Genomic DNA, 17,711 nt, shown 5'->3' with positions numbered 1-17,711 from the left:
GGGGTATCCCGCTCTCGATAGGGTGACACCCCCTCCACCAGCTTCGCTGTTTCCCTCCCCTTACAGGGGAGGAAAAAAGAATTACCGCCCCATATACAGCCCCGGCCGGTGCCAGGCGAAGAGGATCAGGCTGATCGCCGCCGCGCTGACCGCCGACCAGGCGAGTTGTGGCCCGGTCACCACCGGAATGGCCAGCGACAGGATGAAGACGTCGAGCGCCACCTGCGTCATGCCCATATTCCATCCTCGCTTGCGATAGAGCCAGATGGTGATGACGCCGGTGCCGCCCACGCCCGCCTGATGCCGGGCGAGCGCCAATATGCCCATGCCGATCACCGTGCCGCCGACCAGTGCGGCAAAGGCCGGGTGCACCGTATCGACATGCACCGACACGCGCGTGATCGCCGATGCCGCGCCGATGCCGATATTAACCAGCACCGTCTTCACCGCGAACCGCGCGCCCATCACCTTGTGCGCGAACAGGAAGAAGGGGATGTTGACCAGCGTGAACAGCACGCCGGCGGGCAGCGGGATCAGATAGGACAGCAACAGCGCAACCCCCGCGATCCCGCCCGTCACCAGCCCCGCCGCTTTCAGGAACACCAGCCCCACGATCAGCAGCGCGCAGCCGATGAAGATCGCATAGGCGTCTTCGAGCAAGCTATGCGGCCGGCCGATCGGGCTGGGCGGCGGGGTGTCGGCAGGGGAGGCGGTCGCTGCGGTCATCGAGGGTCCGGATATGGGGTCCGGCATCCGCTCCTGGCGGTCTGCTTCTGGCGGCAGTTTTCGGGCTTCTACCGCATATGTCCCTGCAAGCCAATTGGTGGGCGGTGGTCGTCGGCTTCGACTTCGCTCAGCCTGAACGGCTGTGGGAAAACAGTCTCGATCCCCAAGCTCCTTTCAGGCTGAGCGAAGTCGAAGCCCACGCGCCGCGCTCAATCCGATGATACAAATTATTGGGGGTTGGCGACACGCCCGGCCCGACCATAGGGCAGGGGCGATGACCATGCGGGAGAGACACGGCCTCACGGCGCTGACCGAAAAGGAGAAGCAGACGCTGCGCCTGATCGTGCGGGGCCATGACGCCAAGTCGGTCGCGCAGCAACTCGACCTATCGGTCCATACCATCAACGAACGGCTGCGGGACGCGCGTCGCAAGCTGTCGGTGTCGAGCAGCCGGGAAGCGGTGCGGATGCTTCTGGATGCGGAAGGCGGGGCGATCGCATCGCCGCCCCCCGAATATATGGGGGACAGAAGGATCGGGGAGGCCCCGCCGCAGCCGATGACGGATGAAAGCCGGGCGCCGGTTGTCGGCGTGGGACACGGCATCCGCCGTCCCCGGATCATCATCGGAGCGACCCTCATGACCCTAGTCCTCGGACTATTCGCCCTTGGCGGCCTGACCCAGATGGCCTCCGCCCCGCCACAAGCGGCCCCGGTTTCCGCGACGGCCGCCGACCCGGCGGTGGTGGAGGCGGCCCGGCGTTTCCTGCAACTGATCGACCAGGGGCGCTGGGCCGAGAGCTACCGCCTGACGACCAGCAGTTTCCGCAAGCTCAACACCGAACAGGTCTGGGCCGCGACGTCGGAAAAGGTGCGGACGCCGCTGGGCAGGATGGTGTCGCGGACCTTGCTGAGCCAGGACGACATTCCCGCGCCACCCGCCGGTTATCGGATGGTGCGTTTCAATACGCGGTTCGGGACCTCGGCGGACATCGTCGAAACGCTGACGCTGGAGCGCGAAGACGGCGCGTGGCGGGTTGCGGGCATTTATGTGGGGTAAGGAGGGGCCTGATCGTCCGGTCGCGTTCGTTTCCCGTGAATTCCACGGCCGTTCAGCCTGAGCGAAGTCGAAGGCCACGGGATGCCATTTGTGGCTATGTCGGGGCGTGCACTTCGACTTCGCTCAGTGCGAGCGGAGGTTGGGGGCGGGATGATTGCGTGCACATTCCGGGCGATCAGATTAGGAGGCTGACATACAGCATGCCTCTCGGAGACCGAACCCTTGGCCGACACCGCCCCCGAAACCCGCTTCTTCGACAGCTTCGATGGCACTCCGATCGCCTGGCGCGAATTGGGGGAGGGGCGGCCGGTCGTTCTGATCCATGGCTATTTCTCCGACGCCTACACCAACTGGATTCGTTATGGTCATGCTGCCGCCATCGCCGCCAAGGGCTACCGGGTGATCATGCCCGATCTGCGCGCGCATGGGGAAAGCGGCAAGCCGCATGATCCCGCCGCCTATCCCGCCGATGCGCTGACGCGGGATGGCCATGCGCTGGTCGAGCATCTGGGGCTGACCGACTATGATCTGGGCGGCTATTCGCTGGGCGCGCGGACCGTGTCGCGGATGCTGGCGACGGGGGCGGAGCCGGGCAAGGCGATCTTTGCGGGCATGGGGCTGGAGGGGCTGCTCCATACCGATCGCCGGGTCGAGCATTTCACCAATATCCTCACCCGGCTGGGCGAGCATAAGCGCGGCAGTCCCGAATGGATGGCCGAGGCGTTCCTGAAGACGACCGGCGGCGATCCGGTGGCGCTGCTCCATATCCTGAAGACCTTTGCCGACACGCCGCTGTCGGCCATCGAGGGGTTCGATCTTCCCGCACTGGTCGCCGCCGGAGCCGAGGATTTCGACAATGGCGCCGCCGTCGATCTGGCCGATGCCCTGCCGCGCGGCCGCTATGTCGAGATACCGGGCAATCATATGAGCTCGGTGACGAAGCCCGAGTTGGGGGCGGCGATCGCGCAGTTCCTGATGGCTTGACGGCGGCCGCCAAAGCCGCGCAACTGCGCGCCATCCGCCCCGCTGCGAGGGCGCTTCAGGATTTTAGGGGGATAGCATGATCCGTACCGCCGTTTCCGGCACCGTACTCGCCATGGCGCTGGCCAGCGCCGCCCAAGCCCAGACGACCGCGCCCGCCGCGCCGACGCCGACGACACCGGCGACCGTCGCCTCGGCCGATGCCTTTGTCGCGGACGCCGAAAAGACGCTGGCCGAAAAGTCGTTGCCGGCGCAGCAGATCGCTTGGGTCAACGCGACCTATATCACCGACGACACCGACGCGCTGGCCGCCGCGTCGGGCGCGGAGATGACCGACCTTGCCGTCCGCTATGGCCTGGGCGCGGCGCGCTATCAGGCGCTGCCGGGCCTGTCCTATGACACCAAGCGTAAGCTCGACCTGCTGCGCGGCGGGATCACGCTGCCCGCGCCCACCACGCCGGGCGCTTCGGCGCAGCTGTCGATGCTGACCACGCGCATGTCCTCCTCCTATGGCAAGGGCAAGGGCCTCCTCGACGGCAAGCCGATCAACGGATCGGATATCGAGGCGGCGATGGGCAGCGAGCGCGATCCCGCCCGCTTGAAAGAGATGTGGGTCAGCTGGCACGACAATGTCGGTGCACCGATGCGCGCCGATTATGCCCAGATGACGACCCTCGCCAACCAGGGTGCCAAGGAACTCGGCTATGCCGATGCCGGCGCGTTGTGGCGTTCGGGCTATGACATGAGCCCCGAACAGTTCGCGCAGCTGACCGACAAGATCTGGGGCGAGCTGGAGCCGCTGTACAAGGCGCTGCACACCTATGTCCGCTGGAAGCTGAACGAAAAGTACGGCGATGCCGTCCAGGCCAAGAGCGGCCCGATCCGCGCCGATCTGCTCGGCAATATGTGGGCGCAGGAATGGGGCAATATCTATGACGTCGTCGCCCCCAAGGGCGCCGGCGATGTCGGATATGACACCGGCGAGCTGCTGAAGGCCAAGGGCTATGACCCGATCAAGATGGTCAAGGCGGGCGAGGGTTTCTATTCATCGCTGGGCTTCGCGCCGTTGCCGAAGACCTTCTGGGAGCGGTCGCAGATCACCAAGCCCGCCGATCGCGAGGTGATCTGCCACGCTTCGGCCTGGGACATCGACAATCTGGACGATATCCGCATCAAGATGTGCACCAAGGTGAATGGCGACGACTTCGTCACCATCCACCACGAACTGGGCCATAATTACTATCAGCGCGCCTATAAGAACCAGCCGTTCCTCTACAAGAACGGAGCGAATGACGGCTTCCACGAGGCGATCGGCGATACCGTCGCGCTGTCGATCACGCCCGATTATCTGGTGAAGATCGGTCTGCTCGATCCCGCCAAGGTGCCGAGTGCCGACAAGGACATCGGCCTGCTGCTGCGCCAGGCGATGGACAAGGTGGCGTTCCTGCCCTTCGGCCTGCTGATCGACAAATGGCGCTGGGGCGTGTTCTCGGGGCAGATCCCGGCGAGCCAGTATCAGGCCGGCTGGGACGCGCTGCGCCTGAAATATCAGGGCGTGGTGCCGCCGGTCGCGCGCGACGAGACGAAGTTCGATCCGGGCGCCAAATACCATATCCCGGCGGGCGTGCCCTATGCGCGCTACTTCCTGGCGCGGGTGCTGCAGTTCCAATTCTACAAGGCGGCATGCGAGCAGGCCGGGTGGAAGGGGCCGCTCCACCGCTGCTCCTTCTATGGCAACGAGGAGGTCGGCAAGAAGCTGAACGCGATGCTGGCGATGGGCCAGTCCAAGCCCTGGCCGGATGCGTTGCAGGTCTTTACCGGCAGCCGTGAGATGTCGGGCAAGGCGCTGGTCGAATATTTCGCGCCGCTGAAAGTCTGGCTGGATCAGCAGAACAAGGGCAAGCCGCAGGGGTGGTGATGTGCGGCCCCTCCCTGGGCTGGCTTGGGGAGGGGCACTGCCTTGAGGGGCGTTGTCGCTGGCGTTGCTGGTTTGTCACGAGCAGCGGCCCCTCCCCTGACGGGGGAATGGGGGAGCTACCCAACCTCCGTTCAGCCTGAGAGAAGTCGAAGGCCAAGGGAAACCCTGTCTGCTGGGCGATTGTTGGGGCGTGGGCTTCGACTTCGCTCAGCCTGAACGGTGAGAGGGGCGCCGCGTCGCCTCAGTCCCCCCGACGCTCACCCTCATCATCCCGCCTTGCGCTGCTCCCCCGCAATGACAGCAGCGCCGCCGTCACGCCGGCAAAGGCCGCCAGGCTTCCCAGGATCGACGCCACCCCCCATTTGCCGCCGACCTTGTCGAGGCCATGCTTGCCCAGCGCCGGTGCCGGCGCGGGCTTGATCGCCGTCGGTTTGCGTGGCGGTGCCTTGCGCGGAGTCGTGCGCTTGGTCGAGCGGGGTTTGGGCGGCGCCTTCGGCTTGGGCGCTGGGGTGGGCGCTTCCGGCGCCGTTTCCCCAACCGGCTCAGCAGGCGAGGGTGCAGTCGGCTCCCCCTCTACGACCTTCGGCGCGGGGCGTTTGCGCGGGGCGGTCGTACCCGCCGTTTTCGGACTGGCACGGCGGCGCGGCGGGCGTGGCTTTTTTGGGTCCGGCGTATCGACCATGACGAGAAACCCCCTGTTTCGGTTCGTATCCGTAACGCACCGCCCCCGCGCCGGTTGCCGATCAGCGGAAGGGCGGCTCGTTGAAGGCGCGCAGCTTGCGGCTGTGCAGCTTGTCCCCCTCTCGGCGGAGCTGTTCGCAGGTCTCGATGCCGATCCGCATATGCTCGCTGATCGCGCGCTCATAGAAGCGGTTGGCCTGGCCTGGCAGCTTCAGCTCGCCGTGCAGCGGCTTGTCGGACACGCAGAGCAACGTGCCATAGGGCACACGGAACCGATAGCCCTGCGCCGCGATCGTCGCCGACTCCATGTCGATGCCGACCGCACGGCTGAGCGAGAAGCGCAACGCCGACTTGGAGTAGCGCAACTCCCAGTTGCGATCGTCGGTGGTGACGATCGTGCCGGTACGCAGCCGGCGCTTCAGCTCGTCGCCCGACTGGCCCGAGACGATCTCGGCCGCCTTGGCGAGCGCGACCTGGACCTCGGCGATGGCGGGAACCGGGATTTCGGGCGGGAGCACGTCATCGAGGACATGGTCGTCGCGCAGATAGGCGTGGGCCAGCACATAGTCGCCGATCCGCTGGCTGGGCCGAAGCCCGCCGCAATGGCCGATCATCAGCCACGCCTCGGGCCGCATGACGGCCAGATGGTCGCAGATCGTCTTCGCATTGGAGGGACCGACGCCGATATTGACGAGCGTGATGCCCGTGCCGTCCTTGGCGACCAGGTGATAGGCCGGCATCTGATGCCGCCGCCACGCGCTGTCGGTGACGATCTTGTCGACGTCTTCGGGGCGTTCGATGACGATCCCGCCCGCGCCCGACAGCGCGGTGAAGCGCGAACCCTCGCCCAGTTGCGACGCGCCCCAGCGGACGAATTCGTCGACATAGCGGTGGTAATTGGTGAACAGCACATAGCGCTGGCAATGCTCGGGCGGCGTGCCGGTGTAATGGCGCAGGCGGGCGAGCGAGAAGTCGGTGCGCAAGCCGTCGAACAGCGCCAGCGGACGATTGCCGTCCGCCGTCATCCATAGCCCATCGGCGATCTCGTCACCGATATGCGCCAATTCGGTCGCCGGGAAGAAGCGTGCTAGTTCGGCCGCCGACACCTGATCCAGGCTCAGCGCATGGCCGGGATCGAGCACATAGGGGAAGGGGATTTCCTGTCGCCCCGGCACCGCTTCGACCGAGACGTCATAATCTTCCATCAACAGCGTGAGCTGCTCGACCAGATAGTCCTTGAACAAGGCCGGCTTGGTGACGCTGATCCGGTAATCGCCCGCCGATACCAGCCGCCCGAAGGACCGCATCGGCGTTGGACGGCCGCCTTCGCCGCGATAGACCAGCCGGATTTCGGGATAGGCGAAGCACCCCTGTGCGCGGGCATCCAGGCTGGGCGTGGTGCCGTCCTGAAGATAGGCGGTCAGGGCCTCCTTCAGACGCGTGACGGAGGCGGTATAAAGGCGGTCGAGTTCCTCGACGATTTGAACGGCTTGAGTCATGCCCTAGGAGCTAGGCGCTGTCGCCCATGCTGGCAAGCCGGACCCCTGGGGCGATAGGGCGGAAGGCGATGGATCGCCTTCCGCCGGACCTATCGTCAGGCACCCTGGGCCGAATTCTCGTCATCGCCCGTGCTGCGCAGCTTCGACGCGCCGAACGCGGCGCCGGCGACGGCCGCGGCAACGCCCGCCGCGATACCGGCGGCGGCATAGGGATGACCCTTCACCTTCTCACCCGCGGCCTTGGCTGCACCCTGTGCCTTTTCGCTGAAGCTCTTGGCCTGGGCCTGCTTCTCGGGGGGGACATAGGTGGTCATGACCGTTTTCCTCTTTCATCCTGTGGACAGTTGCAAAAACGCGCCGCCGGTGGTCGCTGTTCCACCAGCGATCCGATCGACGGCGCGGTTGGGCGGGTCAGATCTGGCTGAGTAGATGTTCGGCCGAGCTGACCTTGAACTCACCCGGCGCCTCGACGAACAACTGTTCGACCACGCCGTCATGGACCAGCATGGCGTAGCGCTGGCTGCGCGTGCCCATGCCGAACTTCGACCCGTCCATGGTCAGGCCGACCGCTTTGGCGAAGTCCGCATTACCGTCCGCCAGCATCGTGATGCCCGCCGATCCGCTGGCCTGGCCCCAGGCCTTCATGACGAAGGCATCGTTGACCGAGGTGCAGGCGATCTCGTCCACGCCCTTGGCCTTCAGCGCATCACCTTGCGCGACGAAGCCGGGCAGGTGCTGCGCCGAGCAGGTCGGGGTGAAGGCCCCCGGCACCGCGAACAGCGCGACGCGGCGGCCCGCGAAATAATCGGTGCTCGACACCTGTTCGGGGCCCTCCGGCGTCACCTTGACCAGCGTGGCGGCGGGGAGGCGGTCTCCGACCTTGATCGTCATGTTCCCAGTCCTTGGAATGGCTCCGGCACCGTGCCGGGCTAGGCCGCGCCCTCATGCGGTGGAACATGGCTTGATTTCAAGCATGGCGAGGCGAAGCGCTGATCCCTATAGTCGGGATGTGCATCAACTGACCTATCTCTCCGGCCAATTCCTGCTGGCCATGCCGGGCATGGCGGACAGCCGCTTCGATCACGCGATCATCGCGATGTGCGCGCACGATGAAGGGGGTGCCCTGGGCATCGGTCTCGGTGCCACGATCGACGGCATCGGCTTTCACACGCTGCTCGACCAGTTCGATATCGCGCATGGCGACGCCCCCAATGCGCCGGTCCATTATGGCGGCCCGGTCGAGCCGCGGCGCGGCTTCGTCCTCCACTCGCATGACTGGCAGGGGCAGGACAGCGTCGATGTCAGCGGCCGCTGGGTCCTGTCGAGCACGGTCGACGTGCTGCGCGCCATCGCCGAGGGGACGGGGCCCGAACGCTGGATCGTCGCGCTGGGCTATGCCGGCTGGGACGCGGGTCAGTTGGAGGGCGAACTGCGCGAGCCCGGATGCTGGTTCACCGTCGGCGGCGAGCGCGACATCCTGTTCGATGTCGAACCCCAGCATCGCTGGCAGGCGGCGTTCGGCACGGCGGGGATCGACCCGCGCCAGTTGGCGACGGGGGGCGGCACCGCCTGACTGGGGTCGGGGGGGCGGCGCTCTCCCGATAAACGCTGAAGCATATAAAGATATCTTTATATTTGATCCGTAAGGCGATCGCCGCTAAGGCGTCGGCCGTGCCGATCGGCGTGTGTCACGTCTTGGTCGGCCCCATTTTGCACGGAGTTTCGTCGTGTCCACGACTGCTGCCACCAAGAACGATTACGTCATCAAGGATATCGGCCTGGCCGATTTCGGCCGCGCCGAGATCAAGATCGCCGAGACCGAGATGCCCGGCCTGATGGCCCTGCGCGAGGAATTCGGCGCGGCGCAGCCGCTAAAGGGCGCGCGCATCACCGGCTCGCTGCACATGACGATCCAGACCGCCGTGCTGATCGAGACGCTGACCGCACTGGGCGCCGATGTCCGCTGGGCGACCTGCAACATCTTCTCGACCCAGGACCATGCCGCCGCGGCGATCGCCGCCGCCGGCATCCCCGTCTTCGCCGTGAAGGGCGAGACGCTGGCCGAATATTGGGACTATGTCGGCGACATCTTCGACTGGGACAAGAATGGTGACGGCACCACCGCCAACATCATCCTGGACGACGGCGGCGACGCGACCATGTTCGCGCTCTGGGGCGCCAAGCTGGAAGCCGGTCAGACCTTCGGCGAGCCGGAGAATGAGGAAGAGGTCGAGTTCCAGCGTTCGGTCAAGGCGTTCATCGCCAAGAAGCCGGGCTATCTGACCCAGACCGTCCAGAACCTGAAGGGCGTGTCGGAAGAGACGACCACCGGCGTGCACCGCCTGTACGAGATCGCGAAGAAGGGCGAGCTGCCTTTCCCCGCCATCAACGTCAACGACTCGGTCACCAAGTCGAAGTTCGACAACCTGTACGGCTGCAAGGAATCGCTGGTCGACGCGATCCGTCGCGCCACCGACGTCATGCTGGCGGGCAAGGTCGCTGCGGTCGCCGGTTTCGGCGACGTGGGCAAGGGCTCGGCCCAGTCGCTCCGCAATGGTGGCGCGCGCGTGCTCGTGACCGAAATCGACCCGATCTGCGCGCTGCAGGCGGCGATGGAAGGCTTCGAGGTCGTGACCATGGATGAGGCCGTGAAGCGCGCCGACATCTTCGTCACCGCGACCGGCAATGCCGACGTCATCACCGCCGATCACATGAAGGCGATGAAGCCCATGTCGATCGTCTGCAACATCGGCCACTTCGACAGCGAGATCCAGATTGCGGCGCTGTCGAACTACAAGTGGACCGAAGTGAAGCCCGGCACCGACCTGGTCGAGTTCCCGGACGGCAAGCAGATCATCGTGCTAGCCAAGGGCCGCCTGGTGAACCTGGGCTGCGCGACCGGCCACCCGTCCTTCGTCATGTCGGCCTCGTTCACCAACCAGACGCTCGCTCAGATCGAGCTGTGGACCAAGGGCGAGAACTACAAGAACGAAGTCTATGTCCTGCCGAAGCACCTCGACGAGAAGGTCGCCGCGCTCCACCTCGAAAAGCTGGGCGTCCAGCTGTCGAAGCTGAGCGAGAAGCAGGCCGCCTATATCGGCGTGCCGGTAGAGGGTCCGTTCAAGCCGGATCACTATCGCTACTGATCGCTCGTCGATCCTCGCGAAAAGAGGGGGCCGTCCGAAAGGATGGCCCCTTTTCTTTTGGGCTTCCAACTGGCGTATCCTATCCGGATCGGGTTAGAGCATGGCGGATGGCCAGCCTTGCCCCGGACCTTTGCGGATGATCACGATCAACAGCGTCGAGGCGGTTCTGCTGGGGGCCGGCGCCTGCGTGCTGATCCTGGTGGGCACGCTGCTGCTGTTTCTGGGCTTGCGTGCGCGGTCGGAGGCGGGAGCGATCCGGCGCGAGCATGAGCGGCTGGACGGGCTGCTGCGGGCGGGCCCCGCTCAGGCAATGCTGGTCTGCGCCGATGGCCGCATCGAGATGCCGGCGCGGCTGGCCGACTGGCTGGGGCTGGTCGACCCTGCGCGTTTCCTGGAGGAAATGACCGGCGACCAGAACGGCCTGGCCGCCGAGGATGCCGCGCTGCTCGCCGCCGACCTGAACGCCGCGCAGAAGACCGGCCGTCGTTTCCGCCGGATCGTCCGGCCGCAGGGCTCGGCGCGCACGCTGGTGCTCGAAGGAGCGCGTGCGCCACAGGATCAGGGGGCGAGCGGCGCGGTTGTCGTCTGGGCGCTCGATATGACCGAGGCGCAGGACGAGATCGCCCGGCTGGATGCAGAGACACGGCGGCTGGGTGATGCGTTCGAGGCGCTGACCGGGCTGATCGAGGCCGCGCCGCTGCCCATGTGGTATCGGGGCACCGATCTGCGCCTTGCCATGGTCAACACCGCCTATGTCGATGCGGTGGAGGGTCGCGATGCCGCCGATGTGGTGGCGCGCGGGCTGGAACTGGTCGAAGGGTCGGGACGCGGCGGGCCGCTGGCGGGCGCGGCCGCCGCGCGCGATCAGGGGCGGCCGCACGAACAGGTGCTGCCCGCGACGATCGATGGCGCCAGGCGGGCGCTGCGCATCTTCGACGTGCCGCTGACGACCGGCGGGATTGCCGGCTTCGCGGTCGATATCGAGGATTTGGAGCAGTCGCGTGCGGGCGCCAAGCGCTTTGCCGAGGCGCAGCGCGCGATGCTCGACCGGCTGTCGGCGGCGGTGGCGCATTTCGGGCCTGATCGCGAACTCGTCTTCTGCAACCAGCCCTTCCGCCGCATGTTTGCGATGCGCGCCGAGTGGCTGGCCGATCATCCTGAATTCGACCGCGTGCTGGAGCGGATGCGCGAGGCCAATCGCAGCCCCGAGGTGCGCGACTTTCCCGGCTGGAAGGCGGAGCGCATCGGCTGGTTCCGCCAGGCGGGCGGTGGCATCGAGGAGCAATGGCATCTGCCCGGCGGCACGCATCTGCGCGTCGTGGCGCAGCCGCTGCCCGATGGCGGCCTGCTGCTGATCTTCGAGGATCGGACCGAGGAGGTGCAACTCGCCTCCGCCCGCGACACGCTGCTGCGCGTGCGCACCGCGACCTTCGACAATCTGTTCGAGGCGCTGGGCGTCTTCGCCGCCGATGGCCGGTTGCAGCTATGGAATAATCGCTTCCGCGTGCTGTGGGGGCTGGAGGAGGAATTCCTGTCCAGCCATCCGCGTGTCGATGTCTTTGCCGACAAGGTCGCCGGCCGGCTGGCGACGCCCAATCGCTCGGCGCTGATCGTCGATCTGGTCCGCTCGGCGACGATCGAGCGGCAACAGCGTGGCGGCCGTGTCGCCATGGCCGATGGCCGTCATTACGAATTTGCCGGCGTGCCGCTGCCCGACGGCAATGCGCTGATCACCCTGCTCGACATCACCGACAGCCGCCGCGCCGAACAGGCGCTGCGTGACCGTGCCAATGCGCTGGAGGCGGCGGACAAGGTCAAGACCGCCTTCGTCGCCAATATGAGCTATGAGCTGCGCACGCCGCTGACCTCGATCAGCGGTTTTGCCGAGATGCTGCATGGTGGCTTCGCGGGGCCGCTGCCCGAGACGGCCAATAGCTATGTCGAGGCGATCCTGGAGTCGACCGAGCGGCTGGGGCTGCTGGTCGACGATGTGCTCGACCTGACGCGCGGGGGCGAGGGGGCGGAGATCGAGCGCGAGGATGTCGACCTCGCCCGCGTCGCGCGGACGGCGGCGGATACGATCCGCCCGGTCGTGGGACGGCGGCGGCTGGACTTCGCGGTGGAGATTCAGCGCTCGGTCGGGCGAGTCACCGGCGACCGGCGGCGCTTGCAGGAGGTGATCGAGCATCTGCTGCGCCATGCGGTCGAACAGACGCCCGAGAGCGGCCGTATCCTGCTGCACGCCGATGGCGATTCCGGTCGGGCGCGGATCATCGTGTCCGACGACGGACAGGGCATGAATGCCGAAGCGGTCGCCCATGCCTTCGACCGGTTCGCCGAGCCCGAGATCAAGGCGACCGGCGAACGTGCGCTGGGGCTGGGCCTGCCGCTCGCCAAGCAATTTGTCGAGGCGCATGGCGGCACCATCACGCTGTTGTCCGAACCGGGGCAGGGGACTTTGGTGACGGTCGAACTGCCGCGCCGCGTGGTGGAGACGAAAAAGCCATGACGATCCGGCTGACCGATGCGGCGGCGACCGAAGATTTCGGACGACGCCTGGCTGCGCATATCCGCCCCGGCGATGTGGTGACGCTGACCGGCACGCTGGGCGCGGGCAAGACCAGTCTCGCGCGCGGCCTGCTCGCGGCATTGGGCCTGCCCGGTGAGGCACCTTCCCCAAGCTTCGCGATCGTCCAGCCCTATGCGCCGCCGGAGACCGTCATTCCGATCCTGCATGTCGACCTGTATCGCCTGGATGGCCCCGAGCAGCTCGACGAATTGGGGCTGGACGAGGCGCTGTGGGACTCGGCGCTGGTCGTCGAATGGCCCGACCGCGCGGGCGAGGGGGCCTGGCCTCAGGCCCTCGCCTTGACGCTGGAGATGGATCCGAGCGGCGGTCGTATCTTGACAGCCAAGGTGCCCTCGGGCTGGGAAGCGCGATGGCCGATATGACCCCGCCCGCAGATGCGCCCGCCTTTCTCGCCAGCGTTGGATGGGAGGGCGCGGTCATCGCGCCGCTCGCCGGCGACGCGTCGTTCCGCCGCTATTTCCGGGTGACGCTGGAGGGCCGCAGTGCCGTGCTGATGGACGCGCCGCCGCCGCATGAGGACCCGCGCCCCTTCATCGCGATCGCGCGCTGGCTGGTCGCTCGCGGCTTTGCTGCCCCCGCGATCCTGGGCGCAGACGAAGCGCGCGGCCTGGTGTTGATCGAGGATTTCGGCGACGACCGGATGCGCGAGGCGATCGAAGCGGACCCGGATCAGGCGATGGCACTTTATTCCGGCGCGGTCGATCTGCTCGCGGCGCTGCGGGGACATGCGCCGGAGGGCCTGGCGCCTTATGATGCGGCGGTGCTGCACCGCGAGGCCGGGCTGTTCCCCGAATGGTATTGTCCGGCGGTCGGGCTCGACGTGGACGTCGCGGGCTATCGCGCGGCGTGGGAGCAGGTGTTCGCCCATGCCATTACCGACAATCCCGTCACCGTGCTGCGCGACTATCATGTCGAAAATCTGATGCTGGTCGGGCCGATGCGCGGCCTCGGCCTGCTCGATTTCCAGGACGCGTTGGCGGGTCATGCGGCCTATGACCTCGTCTCGCTGCTCCAGGATGCGCGCCGCGATGTCGAGCCGTCGATCGAGCAGGCGATGCTGGAACGCTATCTGGCCGCGACGGGCGAGGGCGATGCGTTCCTGCGCGCCTATCATGTGCTGGGCGCGCAGCGGAACGCCAAGATCCTGGGCATCTTCACCCGGTTGTGGAAGCGCGACGGCAAGCCGCGTTATGCCGGTCTGTGCCCGCGTGTCTGGGCCTATCTGGAACGCGATCTGTCGCAGCCGGTGCTGGCGCCGGTCGCGGCTTGGTTCGACGACAACGTGCCGCCCGAATTGCGCGGCGACCCCCATCTCCTGGCGGCCCGAGGAAACGGCTGATGACCCGACAGCTTTCGCTGCGTCCCGTGCCTGGCGGACGCGTTCCCCGCACCGCGATGGTGATGGCGGCGGGCCTGGGCAAGCGGATGCGCCCGCTGACCGCGACGCGCCCCAAGCCTTTGGTGTCGGTCGCGGGCAAGCCGTTGATCGATCATGTCTTCGACCGGCTGGTCGCGGCCGGGGTCGAGCGGGCGGTGGTCAACGTCCATTACCTCGCCGACCAGCTCGAGGCGCATCTGCGGGATCGCTTTCCGAACGTAGAGATCCTCATCTCGGACGAACGTGAGCAACTGCTGGAAACCGGCGGCGGGCTGGTCAAGGCGCTGCCGCTGCTAGGTGACGAGCCGGTGCTGGTCGTCAACAGCGACAATCTGTGGGTCGATGGGCCGGTCGATGCGATCCGCCTGTTGTCCTCGCGCTGGGGCGAGGCCACGATGGACGCGCTGCTTCTGATGGTGCCCTTGGCGCGCGCGCATAATCATAATGGGCAGGGGGACTTTCATCTGGGCCCTGACGGCCGGATCATCGCGCGGCGTGCGCCCAACCGGGTTGCGCCCTTTTCCTATACGGGGCTTCAGATCCTCCATCCGCGCCTGATCACCGATGCGCCCGAGGGGCCGTTTTCGACCAATCTCTTTTGGGATCGCGCGATCGAGGCCGGGCGTGCTTATGGCCAGGTGCATCAGGGCCTGTGGTTCGATGTCGGCACCCCGCGCGCCATTCCACAGACGGAGCTGATCCTGGGGGATGGCTGAGCCGCGCCGCCCCCGCCTTCATACCATTCCTGCCCATCGCGGTTTCGCCGACGCGCTGGTCGCCGGGTTGATGCGCCGTACCGGGGGCGATCCGCTGACGCTGGCACAGGGGATGATCCTGCTGCCGACCAATCGCGGCGTGCGCGCGGTGACCGAGGCGTTCGTGCGCGCGAGCGGCGGCGGGCTGATCCTGCCGCGCATGGTGGCGCTGGGCGATCCCGAACTGGGTGAGGCGGCGGGCTCGGCGCTCGACCCCGCCGATGCCGAAGCCCCGCCGCCGCCCGCCATCGCCCCGTCGGCGCGGCGCATGATCCTGGCACGGCTTGTCGAGGAGGAGCGCAAGCGCGCCGGCCAGCCGGTGACGGCGGCCGAGGCGGTGCGACTGGCGGGCGATCTGGCGCGCACGCTCGATCAGATGCTGATCGAGGAAGTCGAGCCCGCCGAGCTCGCCGCGCTTGATCTGGGCCCCGAGCTGACCGAGCATTGGCAGGCCGCGCTCCAGACCTTTTCGGTCGTGCTCGATCGCTGGCCCGCCATATTAGCGCGCATGGGGCGGATCGATGCGGCGCGGCGGCGGACATTGCTGTTCGACCGGATCGTCACCCGCTGGCGCGACCAGCCGCCCGCCGGCTTCGTCTGTGCCGCCGGCGTCACCGATACCGCGCCCGCCGTCGCGCGGGTGCTGCGCTGCGTGTCGGAAATGCCGGGTGGCTCGGTGGTGTTCGCCGGGCTCGACCTGACCATGCCTGCCGAGGAATGGGACGCGCTGGGGCCGCACAAGCCCGATCCCGTGACGGGTCGCATCCGCCGATCGATCGAGACTCATCCGCAATATGCGCTGAAGCTGTTGCTCGACCGCATGGGGGTCGGGCGCGATGAGGTGACCATATGGCGCGGCGGCGGCGATTATGATGCGGGGGCGGCGCGCGGACGGGCCATCGCCAATGCCATGGCCCCGGCCGACTTCACTGGCAAATGGACCGACCTGCCCGCCGAGGATCGGCGGCTGTCGGGCGTGTCCACGATCGAACTCGCCACCCCTGCCGAGGAAGCGCAGGCTATCGCGCTGGCTCTGCGGGAAGCCGTGGAGGAGCCCGGGCGCACCGCCGCGCTGGTGACCCCCGACCGCGCGCTGGCCCGGCGGGTGGCGGCGCATTGCCGACGCTGGAACATCTTGATCGACGATACGGCGGGGCGGCCCTTGTCGATCCTGCTGCCGGGCACTTTCCTGCTGCAACTGGCCGAGGCGGCGGCACAGCATTTCGCGCCCTTGCCGCTGCTCGCACTCCTCAAGCATCCACTGATCCATGGCGATATGGAGCGGGTTGACTGGCTCGATGGAGTCCGCTCGCTCGATCGCGGATTGCGGGGGCCGCGACCGGCGCCGGGGCTGGACGGCATCGCCGCGCATATCGCCGACCGTCCCACCGCCGCCGGCTTCTGGGCCAAGGTCGCGCCGATGCTCCAGCCGGTCGGCCGGACGTTCGGCGATGGTGCGCAGACATTGCGCGGGCTGCTCGCCTGTCTGCGCGAGTGCGGGCAGGCGCTATGCGGTGATGCGCTGTGGACCGGGCCGGCGGGGCGCGCGGCGGCCGAATTCCTGTCGGGCTATGAGGAGCAGGCCGATCACGGCCCGGTGCGGATCGATCCCGCCGATCTGCCCGGCCTGATGCGCAGCCTGCTCGACGAGATCGCGGTGCGGGCCATCCCGCGCGAAGGCCAGCATCCGCGTCTCGCCATCTACGGGCCGATCGAGGCGCGTCTCCAGACCGCCGACCTGATGATCGCGGCGGGCTTGAACGAAGGGGTATGGCCCGGCCGACCCGCGCCCGACCCCTGGCTCGCGCCGCGTATCCGGGCGCAACTGGGGCTGGTCGGGCTTGAGCAGCGGATCGGCATCGCCGCGCACGATCTGGCGCAGGCGATGGGGGCGCCGCGCGCGATCCTGACGCGTGCGCGCCGCGATGCCAGTGGCCCGACGCTCGCCTCGCGCTTCTGGTTGCGGCTTCAGGCCATGGCGGGGGAGCGGTTTGAGGGGCATCCGACGCTGGCGGCGTGGGCGGAGCGGCTCGACCGGCCGGATGCGTACACGCCCGTCGATCGGCCCGCGCCCAAGCCGCCCGCGCGCCTGCGCCCCACCGTTATTTCGGTGACCGAGGTCGACCGGTTGAAGGCCGACCCTTATGCCTTCTACGCCCGGCGCGTGTTGCGCCTGACCCCGCTCGATCCCGTCGATGCCGATCCCAGCGCGGCGTGGCGCGGCACCGCCGTCCATGACATTCTGGAAGCGTGGTGGAAGGAAGATGCGTGCGCGGTCGAGGCGCTGCGCCCCCGCGCGCTGGCCATGCTGCGCGACCAGCGGACCCATCCGATGATGCGCGCGCTGTGGCAGCCCCGGTTGATCGAGGCGATCGACTGGATCGCCGCAGAGGTCGCCGCCAAGGCCGCCGAAGGGCGCCATGTGCTGAGCGCGGAGGGCAAGGGAGAGGCGAAGCTGGCGGGTGTGACGCTGACCGGCCGGTTCGATCGGATCGACCGCACCCCGGACGGTGGGCTGGTGGTGATCGACTATAAGACCGGCAAGCCGCCCTCCGCCGTTGCGGTGCGTGAGGGGTTCAGCCTGCAACTCGGTCTCCTGGGCCTGATCGCCGAACGGGGTGGATTCGAGGGCGTGGCGGGCAAGGCGGGCGGTTTCGAATATTGGTCGCTGGGTCGTAGCCGCGAAGGCCTGGGCTATATCGCCACCCCGGTCGATCCCGAGGGCAAGCGCGACCGCATCCGCACCGACGAATTCGTGGCGATCGCGGCGGCGAACTTTGCCGATGCGGCGGGGCAGTGGTTGACGGGCGATGCGCCGTTTACAGCCAAGCTGGTGCCCGAATATGCGCCCTACGCGGAATATGATCAGCTGATGCGGCGGGATGAATGGTATGGCCGTGATCGGTAAATCCTCTGGGCCGTTCGCGCTGAGCGAAGTCGAAGCGGACGTGATGAACGGTGTTCCCGGCGAGCGTTTGGA

At 67.4% G+C, this 17,711-nt stretch carries 15 protein-coding genes; 10 read left to right on the top strand and 5 right to left on the bottom strand.

What is annotated here, in order from left to right; translation table 11 throughout:
- Positions 1 to 81: 81 nt before the first annotated feature.
- A complete protein-coding gene (locus SP6_RS15345) occupies positions 82 to 726 on the bottom strand; it encodes a YitT family protein (protein WP_007404086.1) in 645 nt (214 codons plus the stop codon).
- Between the two features lie 274 nt (positions 727 to 1,000).
- Here SP6_RS15345 and SP6_RS15340 point away from each other — a divergent pair, with 274 nt between their 5' ends.
- From SP6_RS15340 to SP6_RS15330, 3 genes are all read left to right on the top strand, one after another.
- The gene (locus SP6_RS15340; protein WP_007403971.1) at positions 1,001 to 1,783 is read left to right on the top strand and encodes a helix-turn-helix domain-containing protein; all 783 of its coding nucleotides are present in this window, start codon (positions 1,001 to 1,003) and stop codon (positions 1,781 to 1,783) included.
- Between the two features lie 222 nt (positions 1,784 to 2,005).
- On the top strand, positions 2,006 to 2,767 hold the full coding sequence (locus tag SP6_RS15335) for an alpha/beta fold hydrolase (RefSeq protein WP_007404098.1): 762 nt from the start codon (positions 2,006 to 2,008) through the stop codon (positions 2,765 to 2,767).
- Positions 2,768 to 2,843: 76 nt separating this feature from the next.
- Positions 2,844 to 4,682 carry a M2 family metallopeptidase gene (locus SP6_RS15330; protein WP_007404053.1) on the top strand — a complete coding sequence of 613 codons (1,839 nt, stop codon included), beginning with the start codon at positions 2,844 to 2,846 and terminating at the stop codon, positions 4,680 to 4,682.
- 241 nt (positions 4,683 to 4,923) lie between these two features.
- On the opposite strand, the gene SP6_RS15325 is transcribed toward SP6_RS15330, so the two are convergent.
- The 4 genes from SP6_RS15325 to SP6_RS15310 all read right to left on the bottom strand — a co-directional run bounded on the left by SP6_RS15325 (position 4,924) and on the right by SP6_RS15310 (position 7,753).
- Positions 4,924 to 5,364 carry a hypothetical protein gene (locus SP6_RS15325; RefSeq protein WP_007404135.1) on the bottom strand — a complete coding sequence of 147 codons (441 nt, stop codon included), beginning with the start codon at positions 5,362 to 5,364 and terminating at the stop codon, positions 4,924 to 4,926.
- Between the two features lie 61 nt (positions 5,365 to 5,425).
- A complete protein-coding gene (locus tag SP6_RS15320; RefSeq protein WP_007404170.1) occupies positions 5,426 to 6,862 on the bottom strand; it encodes an AMP nucleosidase in 1,437 nt (478 codons plus the stop codon).
- A 95-nt stretch (positions 6,863 to 6,957) separates the two neighbouring features.
- A complete protein-coding gene (locus tag SP6_RS15315) occupies positions 6,958 to 7,176 on the bottom strand; it encodes a hypothetical protein (protein WP_007403973.1) in 219 nt (72 codons plus the stop codon).
- 97 nt (positions 7,177 to 7,273) lie between these two features.
- Entirely contained in the window at positions 7,274 to 7,753 is a 480-nt protein-coding gene (locus SP6_RS15310; RefSeq protein ID WP_007404076.1) for a peroxiredoxin, read from the bottom strand.
- An 82-nt stretch (positions 7,754 to 7,835) separates the two neighbouring features.
- Between SP6_RS15310 and SP6_RS15305 the strand changes: the two genes are divergently transcribed.
- The 7 genes from SP6_RS15305 to SP6_RS15275 all read left to right on the top strand — a co-directional run bounded on the left by SP6_RS15305 (position 7,836) and on the right by SP6_RS15275 (position 17,639).
- On the top strand, positions 7,836 to 8,435 hold the full coding sequence (locus SP6_RS15305; protein ID WP_042469346.1) for a YqgE/AlgH family protein: 600 nt from the start codon (positions 7,836 to 7,838) through the stop codon (positions 8,433 to 8,435).
- A 154-nt stretch (positions 8,436 to 8,589) separates the two neighbouring features.
- Entirely contained in the window at positions 8,590 to 10,008 is a 1,419-nt protein-coding gene (gene ahcY, locus SP6_RS15300) for an adenosylhomocysteinase (protein WP_007404117.1), read from the top strand.
- A 136-nt stretch (positions 10,009 to 10,144) separates the two neighbouring features.
- Positions 10,145 to 12,517 (top strand): sensor histidine kinase, encoded by a 2,373-nt coding sequence (locus tag SP6_RS15295; RefSeq protein WP_037567964.1) that lies wholly within the window; start codon positions 10,145 to 10,147, stop codon positions 12,515 to 12,517.
- Positions 12,514 to 12,960: a tRNA (adenosine(37)-N6)-threonylcarbamoyltransferase complex ATPase subunit type 1 TsaE gene (gene tsaE / locus SP6_RS15290; RefSeq protein WP_007404060.1), complete on the top strand. Its 447-nt coding sequence runs from the start codon at positions 12,514 to 12,516 to the stop codon at positions 12,958 to 12,960. The genes SP6_RS15295 and tsaE overlap by 4 nt, the downstream gene beginning before the upstream one ends.
- A complete protein-coding gene (locus SP6_RS15285) occupies positions 12,957 to 13,937 on the top strand; it encodes an aminoglycoside phosphotransferase family protein (RefSeq protein ID WP_007404065.1) in 981 nt (326 codons plus the stop codon). Before tsaE ends, SP6_RS15285 begins: the two co-directional genes overlap by 4 nt.
- Complete coding sequence (locus SP6_RS15280) at positions 13,937 to 14,692, top strand: nucleotidyltransferase family protein (RefSeq protein ID WP_007404081.1); 756 nt, start codon at positions 13,937 to 13,939, stop codon at positions 14,690 to 14,692. Before SP6_RS15285 ends, SP6_RS15280 begins: the two co-directional genes overlap by 1 nt.
- A complete protein-coding gene (locus tag SP6_RS15275; RefSeq protein ID WP_007404014.1) occupies positions 14,685 to 17,639 on the top strand; it encodes a PD-(D/E)XK nuclease family protein in 2,955 nt (984 codons plus the stop codon). Before SP6_RS15280 ends, SP6_RS15275 begins: the two co-directional genes overlap by 8 nt.
- Positions 17,640 to 17,711 lie beyond the last annotated feature (72 nt).

Source organism: Sphingomonas paucimobilis NBRC 13935 (genome assembly GCF_000739895.2).
GTDB lineage: Bacteria > Pseudomonadota > Alphaproteobacteria > Sphingomonadales > Sphingomonadaceae > Sphingomonas > Sphingomonas paucimobilis.
The sequence above is the reverse complement of the archived record's forward strand: the minus strand, read 5'-3'. Positions and strand labels throughout refer to the sequence as shown.

Excerpts from the sequence above, each read along its gene's own strand:
- SP6_RS15345 (WP_007404086.1), bottom strand. The coding sequence starts at position 726 with ATGACCGCAGCGACCGCCTCCCCTGCCGACACCCCGCCGCCCAGCCCG.
- SP6_RS15340 (WP_007403971.1), top strand. The coding sequence starts at position 1,001 with ATGACCATGCGGGAGAGACACGGCCTCACGGCGCTGACCGAAAAGGAG.
- SP6_RS15330 (WP_007404053.1), top strand. The coding sequence starts at position 2,844 with ATGATCCGTACCGCCGTTTCCGGCACCGTACTCGCCATGGCGCTGGCC.
- SP6_RS15325 (WP_007404135.1), bottom strand. The coding sequence starts at position 5,364 with ATGGTCGATACGCCGGACCCAAAAAAGCCACGCCCGCCGCGCCGCCGT.
- SP6_RS15320 (WP_007404170.1), bottom strand. The coding sequence starts at position 6,862 with ATGACTCAAGCCGTTCAAATCGTCGAGGAACTCGACCGCCTTTATACC.
- SP6_RS15315 (WP_007403973.1), bottom strand. The coding sequence starts at position 7,176 with ATGACCACCTATGTCCCCCCCGAGAAGCAGGCCCAGGCCAAGAGCTTC.
- SP6_RS15310 (WP_007404076.1), bottom strand. The coding sequence starts at position 7,753 with ATGACGATCAAGGTCGGAGACCGCCTCCCCGCCGCCACGCTGGTCAAG.
- SP6_RS15305 (WP_042469346.1), top strand. The coding sequence starts at position 7,836 with ATGGCGAGGCGAAGCGCTGATCCCTATAGTCGGGATGTGCATCAACTG.
- SP6_RS15295 (WP_037567964.1), top strand. The coding sequence starts at position 10,145 with ATGATCACGATCAACAGCGTCGAGGCGGTTCTGCTGGGGGCCGGCGCC.
- tsaE (WP_007404060.1), top strand. The coding sequence starts at position 12,514 with ATGACGATCCGGCTGACCGATGCGGCGGCGACCGAAGATTTCGGACGA.
- SP6_RS15285 (WP_007404065.1), top strand. The coding sequence starts at position 12,957 with ATGACCCCGCCCGCAGATGCGCCCGCCTTTCTCGCCAGCGTTGGATGG.
- SP6_RS15280 (WP_007404081.1), top strand. The coding sequence starts at position 13,937 with ATGACCCGACAGCTTTCGCTGCGTCCCGTGCCTGGCGGACGCGTTCCC.
- SP6_RS15275 (WP_007404014.1), top strand. The coding sequence starts at position 14,685 with ATGGCTGAGCCGCGCCGCCCCCGCCTTCATACCATTCCTGCCCATCGC.